Consider the following 9,492-nt stretch of genomic DNA (forward strand, 5'->3'; position numbering starts at 1 on the left):
AGGCGCCCGAAGATCTCGTGCATGAACCACCTGATACGAGCCACCACGGCCGAGGACTGGCAGAGCGTCAAACACCTCCGGCTGGACGCGCTGCGCGACCCGGTCGCGAACATCGCCTTCCTGGATACGTACGAAGCCGCCGCCGCCAGGCCGGACGAGTTCTGGCAGGACCGCGCGGCGGGCGGCGGCGAGCTGCTCGCCCGCCAGTTCGTCGCCGAGCGGGCGGATGGCGGGCTGGACGGGGCGGTCACGGTACTGGTCGAACGCGCCGGCCGGAAGGATGTCCTCGGTGGGCAGATCGAGGCCGACCAGGCCCACCTGGTCGGCGTGTTCGTCCGCCAGGAACAGCGCGGCAGCGGCCTGGCCCGCGCCCTGTTCGACGCGGCGATCGCCTACGCCGACGGGCTCGACGATCCCAAGGTCTCCCGCGTCCGGCTGTACGTGCACCAGGACAACGAGCGTGCCGAGGCCTTCTACCGGAAGACCGGCTTCATTCGCAGCGGGCAGTCCGTTCCCGTCCCCGGCGACGAGTCGTCGGTCGAGCACGAGCTGGTCCTCGACCGGGCCGTCTGAGTCCCAACCCGCGCTCGCTGCCGGCTCAACTCGCGCTCGCTGCCGGGCGGTGGGCGAAGGCGCTGCGATAGGCGGCCGGGGTCATGCCGAGCTGCCGGTTCAGGTGCTGGCGGAGGGACTCGCCGGAGCCGAGGCCGCTGCGGGCGGCGGCGCCGTAGTCGGAGGCGATCAGGTGCAGGCACAGGTCGAGCCCGGCGGCCGAGCCCGCGCGCGAGACCTTCGGCCTCAAGACCTCCACACTGCGCGAAGCGCTGACCGCCTGACGGGCCCCGCACGGGGCGACCGGAACGCGGTGCGGCGGAAGCGGGCCATACTGTGGGCGATCCACTTGTCGAGAGGCGTCGTCCACATGGCCAAGAAGTCCGCCGCACCGCGCGCCACCGCGCGAAAGGCGCTGCTGCAGCTGACCGGGGTGAGCCGGTCGTACGGCGACCGGGAAGTGCTCCACCCCGTCGACCTCGACCTCGCGGCCGGAGAGTGCGTCGCACTGGTCGGCCACAACGGGTCCGGAAAGTCGACGCTGCTGCGGGTGGCCGCCGGCCGTGACCTGCCCACCGCGGGAACCGTCCGGTTCGACGGCCTGGCGATGAACGAGAACGACCCCCGGATACGCGCCCGGGTCGCCGTCGTCGGCGACACCGTCGCCTGCTACCCCGACCTCACGGTGCGCGAACACCTCCTGCTGGTCGCCGTCGCCCACGGCGTCGCCGACGCCGCCGACTGGGTCGCGCAGGTCCTCGAGAACCGGTCGCTCACCGAACGGGCCGACGCGCTGCCCTCCGCCCTCTCCTCCGGCCAGATGCAGGCCCTGCTGCTGGCCTGCGCACTCGTCCGCCCCCGCGACCTGCTGCTGCTCGACGAACCCGAACAGCGCCTCGACCCCGAGGCACGACGGCGGCTCGCCGAACTCCTGAAAGCCGAACTCGCCGACGGCGTCGCGGTGTTGCTGGTCACCCACCACACCGACCTCGCACTCGAGGTCGCCGACCGGGTGGTGATGCTGGAGGACGGGCGGATCGTCCGGCAGGGCGCACCCGAGACCGTCCTCGCCGCATCGGCGGACGCCCGGTGAGCGGCGCCGAGGCCGACTCCGTCACTGAATGGACGGCGGACGACGACTGGACCGAGGAAGCACTCGCACTGCTGCGCGCCCTGCGCGCACCGCACCGGCGCAACCGGGCCAAGCAAGCCGCCTTCGCGCTCTACTGCACCGTACTCATCCTGGTGATCTGGGGCGGCATCCCCAGCTTCGGCCTGTTCCTCCACGCCTCGCTGGGCGCCGACTACACCGCGCACGGCCCCGACCTGCTCGCCGCCATGCCCAGCGGAATCGCCGCCGCCGGACTCGCGACCCTGCTGATCGCCGTCCGCGACGGACTCTGGCGCGGGCCGGTCGTACCCCCGCGCGCCACCACCGACTGGCTGCTCGCCCACCCCGTCCGACCCCGGCCGGTGCTGCGGCCCTGGTTCTGGCTCTCCTGCGGACTCGCCCTCTTCCCCGGGCTGGTGATCGCCGTCGGCGGCATGGTGGCACTCGGCCTGACCGTGCGCGTCGGACTGCCCGCCGCCCTCGGCTGGTGCCTGGCCGGCGGGGCCTGCGTTCCGCTGCTCGGCGTCTGCGCCGGCCTGCTGGTGCAGAGCAGCCCCCGGGCCGCCACCTGGGTGCGCCGGCTGACCCCCGTGGTGACCGTGCTGATCCTGGCACTCGCGGCACAGAGCGCGCTGGCCGTCGCCGGCCACCCCGTCCACTGGCTCGAACGCGTGGAACTGTGGTCCGGCCCATGGGGCTGGGCCGCGCTCGCCGCGCTGGCCCCGACACCCGCCGCCGTCCCCGGAGGCGCGATCGCCGCCGCCCTGCTGGTCCTGCCGACCGTCGCCTGCCTGGTGCTCGCCGACCGGGCCGCCGCCACCCTCCCGCTGCCCCTGCTGCGCGAACGCGCCCGCACCGCGGCCGGGGTACTGGCCGCGCTGCAGACCGTCGAACTCCGCGCCGCGCGGCTCGCCGTCACCAACGCGTCCGGCAGCGGACGACAGCTCCGGGTCCGACTGCCCGCACCCCGGCAGCCCTGGCTGATCCTGTACTGGCGCGACACCCTCTCCCTGCTCCGCGCACCCGCCCGACTCGGACGCGCCGTCCTGCTCACCGTCCCCGCCGTGTTCTGCGCCGTCCTCGCCCACGACACCCGGGGCGTCCTGTCCTGGGCCGTGACCGCCGTCGCCCTCGCCTTCGACTACCTGGCCGTCGCCCAACTCCTCGAGCCCGCCCGGATCGAGACCGACGACGTCCGCCGCGCCTCCTGGTCCCCGTACCCCTTCGCCGGCCTCATGCTGCGCCACGCCGTGGTGCCCACCGCCCTCGGCCTCGTCCTCGCCGCAGCCGGCTGCGCGACCGTGCTCGCCCTCGGCGGCGGCCCGACCGCCTGGCTGACCCTCGTCGCCGTCCCGCCCCTGGTCGCCGCCGGCCTGGTCAACGCCTGCCGCGGGGCCGCCCGCCAGGACCTGCTCTACCGCTCCGCGGCCTCGGGCGGCGGAAGCAGCGGCCTCGCCTTCTTCACCGCCTGGCACGCCGCCGGCCCCGCCGTCGCGGTCCCCGTGCTGGCCGTCCCGTTCTCGGCAGCCCTGCGCAGTGGCTCGGCGGGCTCCCTGCCCCAGTCCGTGGCGATCGCCCTGACGGTGGCGATCGTCCTGTTCCACTGGGCAAAGGGCAGAGCGGCCAAACTCCCGGCCCAGACCCGGCTCGGCACGGTGGGCCAGCTGTAGCGGGCGGACGGCAGGGCCGGGAGGCTGCGAGGACAGCCTTCCGGCCCTGTGGTGTGTGGGAGGACCGCCGGATCAACCGACGGACGTCTTCGGCACGTTCGCGACGTGGGCGGGCGGCCGGCGCAGTCAACTCGCCTCGGCGGGGCGGGACATGATCGGAGCAGGTCCGGCCTGGCCCACGCGGCCCTCACCCGGCACCTGCGAGATGCCAGGGTCGACGTCACGCAGCCGCCGTACTGGGTCCTCCGTACTGGGTCCTCAAGCGGGTGAACGGCGGTGCCGCGGCGCCGAGTCGTGAGGAAGTCGCCGCATCGAGGGCGAACAGGGCCTGCGGGAGTCAGCGGCAGAGGGCCGCGTCGACCGCGTCCGTCATGTGCTTGGCGGTGGGTGCGTCCGGGACGGTGGTGACGGTGATGCTGACGGCGCGGCCGTCCTCCGTGACGCCGCCCCGGTTCTTGTGGGCCGCGGAGGTGCCGCCGTGGCCCCAGGCGAGGCCGCCGCAGGTCAGTGGCCTGCTCTGGATCCCGAGGCCGTAGCGGACGCCGGGGCCCAGGAGCTCGGCGGGGACCGTGGTGCGCATCTGGGCGAGCTGGTCGGCGGGCAGCAGGCGGCCCGTCAGGAGTGCGCTGTAGAAGGTGTTGAGGTCGGTGTCGGTGGACACGACCGCCCCCGCGGACCAGGCCATCGACGAGTCCATCTCGGTGTAGTCGAACCGCGGCACGCCCGGTTCGGCGGCCAGGTAGGCGTGCGGGTGGGGCTCGCGGAGGGCGGTCTCCCCGGTGGCCGGGACGTAGGTGTGGCGCAGGCCGATCCGGTCGATGACGCGCTTGGTGACCTCCTCGCCGTAGGGGCGGCCGGTGACCTTCTGGATCAGCAGGCCGGCCACCAGGTAGTTGGTGTTGCTGTACATCCAGTCGGCCCCGGGGGCGAAGAGCGCCTTCTGGGCCAGTGCCCCGTCGAGGAGTTCGCGCGGCTCGAAGTAGCGGTACTGGATGGGGACGAAGTCGGCCAGCGCGGGGGCGTCCAGGTAGTCGGGCAGGCCGCTGGTGTGCTGGAGCAGCTGGCGGACGGTGATGTTCCGGCCGTCGATGCCGTCGCCGCGCAGGAGACCCGGCAGGTAGGTGTCGACGTCCGTGTCGAGGCCGATCTTGCCCTCGGCGACCAGTTGCAGGACGACGACGGCGGTGAACGCCTTGGTGTTGCTGCCGGCCCGGATCTGCCCGTCGACCGGGACCTTGGACCCGGTGGCCAGGTCGCCGACACCGGCGGTGTAGGTGCGGCTGCGGCCGTCGCGGCCCTTGACGGTGGCGAGGGCGGCGGGCATCCCGTCGTCCTTCACCAGCGCGTCGAGGCGCTGCTGCACGACGTCCGGGCGCGGTGCGGCGGAGGCCGCGGTCGGGGCGAGAGCGGCCAGCGCGAGCCCGGCGGCGGCCGTGGCCGTCGTGGCGTACCGCACCATGCGGGTGCGGCGCGCGGTGCGCTGCGGGGTGTGTTCGTTCATCGGGACTCCACGGGTGGGAAGAGGACGGGCGGAGGGGCGGGGCCCCCCCCGCCCCCCCCGGGGGCCCCCCCGGGGGGGGGCCGGGCCCGCGCCCCCCCCCCCCCCCCCGCGGGGCGGGGGGGCGCCCCCCCCGGGGGGGGGGGGGGGGGGGGGGGGGGGGGGGGGTGTGGGGGCCGGGGGCCCCCCGGGGGGGGTCGGGGGGGGGGGGGGGGGGGGCCCCCCCCCCCCCCCGGGGGCGCCCCGCCCGGGGAAGGTCAGCGGCAGAGCGCCTCGTCCACCGCCTGCTCGGCGTGCGCACCGGCGTCGCCGTTGCCCGGGAACGCGGTCACGGTGATGCTCGCGGCGCGGCCGTCTTCGGTGATGCCGCCGAAGGACTCGTAGCCCGGGATCGCCCCGCCGTGCCCCCAGGAGACCCCGCCGCAGAAGAGCGGGCGGCTGATCAGGCCGAGGCCGTAGCGGACTCCGGCGCCGAGCATCTCGGCGGGGACGGTGGTGCGCATCTGGGCGAGCTGGGCCGCGGGCAGCAGACGCCCGCCGAGCAGTGCCTCGTAGAACCGGGTGAGATCGGTGTTGGTCGAGACCATCGCGCCGGCCGCCCAGCCCCAGGACGGGTCCAGCTCCGTGTAGTCGGTCAGCGACCCGTCCTCGCCGCGCAGGTAGCCCTTGGGGTGCGCCTCGTGGATCGTCACGTCCCCGGCGAGCGGGAAGTAGGTGTGACGCAGGCCGATCCGCTCGACGACGCGCTTGGTGATCTCCTCGCCGATCGGGCGTCCGGTGACCTTCTGGACGATCAGGCCCGCCAGCAGGTAGTTGGTGTTGTTGTACTCCCACTGGGTGCCGGGCGCGAAGTGGGCCTTCTGGGCCAGCGCGGCGTCGAGGAGTTCGCGCGGTTCGACGTACCGCTTGGGGTCGCTGATTATGCCCCCGGTGTTCATGTACTCGGGCAGCCCGCTGGTGTGCTGGAGCAGCTGGCGGACCGTGATGTTCCGGCCGTCGAAGCCGTCGCCGCGCACCAGGCCCGGCAGGTAGGTGTCCACGTTCGCGTCCAGGCCGATCCTGCCCTCGGCGACGAGCTGCAGGACGACGACGGCGGTGAACATCTTGGTGTTGCTGGCGATCCGGACCTGCCCGTCCACCGGGACCTTGGCCTTGGTGGCCAGGTCGCCGACACCGGCGGTATAGGTGCGGGTACGGCCGTCGCGGCCCTTGACGGTGGCGAGGGCGGCGGGCATCCCGTCGTCCTTCACCAGCGCGTCGAGGCGCTGCTGCACGGAGTCCGGGCGCGGCGCGGCGGTGGCCGCGGTCGGTGCCAGGACGCCGGCCACCACGGCGGCGGCCACGGCGGTCACGGTCGCCGCCACCCCGTGCCGGCGGCCGCGGAGGCGGTTCGGACGGCGGTTCGGACGGTGGTGCTGCGGTGCGTGTGTGTTCATGGGAAAGCCCCCTGGGTAGGCGCCGGAGCTCTTCGCGGCGCCCTTCAAGAGGACCATCTGACGAACCGTCAATCCGTCCGCGCAGAGGACGAAACCGCACCCGGGAGCGTGCTCCGGGTCGGGGCCTGGTGCAGGACCGTCCTCCCGGGGCCGTGCGGCGCCCCGCCCGTGTCCACTGCGCGTCGGCCCGGGCTCGGCGGATCGAGCGGGGTGGGGAGTACCCTTATTCCATAGAATTACCGAGAAAGGGGCCGCAGTCATGGCGGACCGGGCCGCGAAAACCGAGCTCTACGAGGCGTTCGCCGCCACCGGGAAAGCCCTCTCCAGCGGCAAACGGCTCGAACTGCTCGACCTGCTGGCCCAGGGCGAACGCACCGTCGACGCACTGGCCAAAGCCGCCGGCCTCAACCTCACCACCGCCTCCGCGCACCTCCAGACGCTCAAGCAGACCGGCCTGGTCGCCACCCGCCGCGACGGCGTCCGCATCCACTACCGCCTGGCCGGCGGGGACGTCGCCCAACTCCTCGACCTGCTGCGCCGGGTGGCCGAACGCCACCAGGCCGCCGTCGCCCCCGCCCGCACCGCGTACCTCGGCCCCGAAGACCCGGGCGACCCGGACGCCCTCTCCCGCGAGGACCTGCTGACCCGGATCGCCGACGGCCGGGCCGTCGCCCTCGACGTCCGCCCCGTCGAGGAGTACGCCGCCGGGCACATCCCCGGCGCGCTCTCCATCCCCGTCGAGGAACTCCTCGCGCGGATCGGCGAACTCCCCGAGGACGCCGAGGTCGTCGTCTACTGCCGCGGCGCGTACTGCGCCCTCGCCTACGACGCCGTCCGGCTGCTCACCGCGCGCGGGCGGCGGGCGATCCGGCTGGACGACGGGATGCTGGAGTGGCGGCTCGCCGACCTCCCCATCGACGCGGGCCGCGACGGGAGTGCGGGCGGGGCCGCGGCCTGAGTCGGCGTCATGTGACGAAGTTGTGGGGGAATTGTTGGTTGGTGGCGGGGTCTCTGTTGGGCCTCTGTCATGAGGGGCGGTCGGAAACTCCGTCGGCGGAACTCCCGGGCCGGTCAAGGCCGGTGGGCCCCGGCGGGGTGATCGGGGGAGCGCGGGCCACCGGTCGGGCGGTGGAGGAGTGGTGACAAGCTTTTGCACAGTCGGCAGGCGGCATGGCTCGGGCAATGATTTGGGTTCTATGATTCAGAGACCAAAGCGGACCCCCGGCCGCCGGAAGCCGGCCCGAGGGTCCCGAACTCACGGGGCCAGCAGGACGAGCGACCCCGGCGGTGCAAGTCGGGGGCGGGCATGTCTCAGCAGATCGTGGTCGATTCGGCAAGTCTCCGGATCGAGGGCAGGAACATGTCCGCCGTCGGTCAGGACTTCCTCGCCGCCCTCCAGACCCTCTCCGGCCGGCTCGAATCGCTCGAACAGGGCGACACGCCCCCCTGGGGCGACGACGACCTCGGCGAAAAGTTCGGCATCGTCTACGAGGGCCTGCGTGACGGCATGAAGGAGTCGATGGACTCCCTCGGCACCCGGATCGGCGAGATCGGCGGCAAGCTGCAGAGCATGGCCGACAGCCACGAGGCCAACGAGAGCCAGAACGAGAGCAACATCCACACCCTGGAAGCCCGCGAGGACGAAGTCGGCGGCCAGATCCGGGCGCTGTACCGGCCGAGGGTCTACTGACCCGGCCGCTCGCGGCGCGGCGGGGCCTGATGCCCGACGCCGCGTCCGTTCCGGCGCCGTCGCGCCGGTTGACGGCCCGTCCGTCTGTTGGTCCGTCCGTTCGTTCGTGTGAGGTCCAGGGGGGTTTGGCGAAGTGTCGCTGATGTTGCCGAGCAGTGTCGAGTGGGTCCTGGAGATGCTCGGCTTCGACTGGCCGACCGCGGACGAGGACAAGCTCCGGGAGTCGGCGCAGGTCTGGCGGGACTTCGCGGATCAGGTGGAGGAGCTCCACTACCGGGGTGCGAGCGCGGCGAACGGTGTGCTGTCGAGCAACTCGGGTGACAGCATCGACGCGTTCGGCAAGACCTGGGAGAAGTTCTCGGGCGGCGGTTCGGACGGGTATCTGGCGGACGCGGCGTCGGCGGCGCGGCTGATCGCTGTCGCGTTCGACGCGGCGGCGGTGATCGTGGTCACGTGCAAGGTGGCCGTGATCGCTCAACTGGTGGCGCTGGCCGTGGAGTTGATCGCCGCTCAGGCGGCTGCGCCGTTCACGCTGGGTCTGTCGGAGCTGGGCGCGGTCGGGGCGACGACGGCGACGAAGATGATTGTGCGGCGGTTGCTGAAGGAGCTTCGGCAGGCGTTGATGGAAGCGATCATGGAGACGCTGAAGGAGCCGGCGGTCTCGGCGATCCAGGGCATGATCAGCGACCTGATCGCGCAGACCGTGAACCAGAACTTCGGTGCGCAGAACGGGTACGACCTGGGGCGGACGGCCAAGCGCGGCGCCGACGACTTCGTCGACTCCGTCAAGAACTCCGGCCAGACCTTCACCGAGGCCCTCCGCGACGGCGTCGGTTCGCGGGCCGGCGGCCACGTCCGCAGCGGCATCGACCATGCGGCCGGGCACGGGGATTCGTCTTCGGGCGGGCACGGCTCGGGGGACTCCTCTTCGGGTGGGAGCGACCGCTCCGGGAGTGACCGTCCGGGAGGGGATTCGGGTTCGGGCGCCGGGGCGTCGTCTCCCGGGCACGGGGCCGGGCCGGTGCCGTCGGGTGGTCCGCACGTGAACTCGTCCTCCGGGGGCGGGAGTTCGTCCAGCGGCGGGCCTTCGCAGCACGGTGGGAACGGCAACGGTCCGACGCCCAGTTCGTCCGGCTCCGCCGATTCGGCGGGCAGCGGGTCGGACCACCACGCGCCGAACAGCGGGAACCAGCCCGCGCCGCCCCGTCCGCCACGCGCCGACCACGGCCCGGCGCTCGACCCCTTCGGCACCCGCCTCGGCACCGACCACCAGCCCCCCAGCCACGAGGCCGCCGCCGGCCCGTCCGGCCCGTCCGGCGCGTCCGGCCCGTCGTCGCACGACGGCTCCACGCGGACCGGTGCGGACGGCGGGGGGCCGACGACCGGGGCTGACGGTGGGCGTCCGGCTGGGCATGACGGTGTGCCGCATCGGTCGGAGTCGGATGCTGGTCGTCCGGCGGCGCATGATGGTTCGGGGCATCGGCCGGATGTTGATGCTGGTCGGCCGGTTGGGCATGATGGTGCGGGGCGTGGGT

Annotated in this window: 9 protein-coding genes and 1 pseudogene; 7 read left to right on the forward strand and 3 right to left on the reverse strand. The window is 73.6% G+C overall.

Features of this window, described 5'->3' with window-relative positions:
* Positions 1 to 21: 21 nt before the first annotated feature.
* A complete protein-coding gene (locus ACIHEI_RS29705) occupies positions 22 to 573 on the forward strand; it encodes a GNAT family N-acetyltransferase (RefSeq protein ID WP_392956672.1) in 552 nt (183 codons plus the stop codon).
* A 25-nt stretch (positions 574 to 598) separates the two neighbouring features.
* Here ACIHEI_RS29705 and ACIHEI_RS29710 read toward each other — a convergent pair whose 3' ends face one another.
* Positions 599 to 802 (reverse strand): hypothetical protein, encoded by a 204-nt coding sequence (locus tag ACIHEI_RS29710; RefSeq protein ID WP_396608848.1) that lies wholly within the window; start codon positions 800 to 802, stop codon positions 599 to 601.
* A 120-nt stretch (positions 803 to 922) separates the two neighbouring features.
* On the opposite strand from ACIHEI_RS29710, the gene ACIHEI_RS29715 reads away from it, so the two are divergent.
* The 3 genes and pseudogenes from ACIHEI_RS29715 to ACIHEI_RS29725 all read left to right on the forward strand — a co-directional run.
* Complete coding sequence (locus ACIHEI_RS29715) at positions 923 to 1,645, forward strand: ABC transporter ATP-binding protein (RefSeq protein ID WP_387641674.1); 723 nt, start codon at positions 923 to 925, stop codon at positions 1,643 to 1,645.
* Complete coding sequence (locus tag ACIHEI_RS29720; protein WP_396608849.1) at positions 1,642 to 3,333, forward strand: hypothetical protein; 1,692 nt, start codon at positions 1,642 to 1,644, stop codon at positions 3,331 to 3,333. The genes ACIHEI_RS29715 and ACIHEI_RS29720 overlap by 4 nt, the downstream gene beginning before the upstream one ends.
* 165 nt (positions 3,334 to 3,498) lie before the next feature.
* A pseudogene (locus ACIHEI_RS29725) lies at positions 3,499 to 3,668 on the forward strand (MarR family transcriptional regulator); the annotation flags it as partial.
* Between the two features lie 2 nt (positions 3,669 to 3,670).
* Here the strand turns inward: ACIHEI_RS29725 and ACIHEI_RS29730 are convergent.
* Positions 3,671 to 4,834 carry a serine hydrolase domain-containing protein gene (locus ACIHEI_RS29730; protein WP_396608850.1) on the reverse strand — a complete coding sequence of 388 codons (1,164 nt, stop codon included), beginning with the start codon at positions 4,832 to 4,834 and terminating at the stop codon, positions 3,671 to 3,673.
* Positions 4,835 to 5,088: 254 nt separating this feature from the next.
* Positions 5,089 to 6,267 carry a serine hydrolase domain-containing protein gene (locus ACIHEI_RS29735; RefSeq protein ID WP_396608851.1) on the reverse strand — a complete coding sequence of 393 codons (1,179 nt, stop codon included), beginning with the start codon at positions 6,265 to 6,267 and terminating at the stop codon, positions 5,089 to 5,091.
* A gap of 259 nt (positions 6,268 to 6,526) precedes the next feature.
* Here ACIHEI_RS29735 and ACIHEI_RS29740 point away from each other — a divergent pair, with 259 nt between their 5' ends.
* The 3 genes from ACIHEI_RS29740 to ACIHEI_RS29750 all read left to right on the forward strand — a co-directional run.
* Entirely contained in the window at positions 6,527 to 7,225 is a 699-nt protein-coding gene (locus ACIHEI_RS29740; RefSeq protein ID WP_396608852.1) for an ArsR/SmtB family transcription factor, read from the forward strand.
* Positions 7,226 to 7,573: 348 nt separating this feature from the next.
* Positions 7,574 to 7,957, forward strand: a complete 384-nt coding sequence (locus tag ACIHEI_RS29745) for a hypothetical protein (RefSeq protein ID WP_396608853.1) — start codon at positions 7,574 to 7,576, stop codon at positions 7,955 to 7,957.
* Between the two features lie 142 nt (positions 7,958 to 8,099).
* The coding region (locus ACIHEI_RS29750) for a hypothetical protein (protein ID WP_396608854.1) at positions 8,100 to 9,492 on the forward strand (1,393 nt) is incomplete at its 3' end.

The organism is Kitasatospora sp. NPDC051984, assembly GCF_044593455.1.
In the GTDB taxonomy this organism is placed as follows: domain Bacteria; phylum Actinomycetota; class Actinomycetes; order Streptomycetales; family Streptomycetaceae; genus Kitasatospora.

Coding starts and splice junctions, on each gene's coding strand:
- ACIHEI_RS29705 (WP_392956672.1), top strand. CDS start 22: ATGAACCACCTGATACGAGCCACCACGGCCGAGGACTGGCAGAGCGTC.
- ACIHEI_RS29715 (WP_387641674.1), top strand. CDS start 923: ATGGCCAAGAAGTCCGCCGCACCGCGCGCCACCGCGCGAAAGGCGCTG.
- ACIHEI_RS29730 (WP_396608850.1), bottom strand. CDS start 4,834: ATGAACGAACACACCCCGCAGCGCACCGCGCGCCGCACCCGCATGGTG.
- ACIHEI_RS29735 (WP_396608851.1), bottom strand. CDS start 6,267: ATGAACACACACGCACCGCAGCACCACCGTCCGAACCGCCGTCCGAAC.
- ACIHEI_RS29740 (WP_396608852.1), top strand. CDS start 6,527: ATGGCGGACCGGGCCGCGAAAACCGAGCTCTACGAGGCGTTCGCCGCC.
- ACIHEI_RS29745 (WP_396608853.1), top strand. CDS start 7,574: ATGTCTCAGCAGATCGTGGTCGATTCGGCAAGTCTCCGGATCGAGGGC.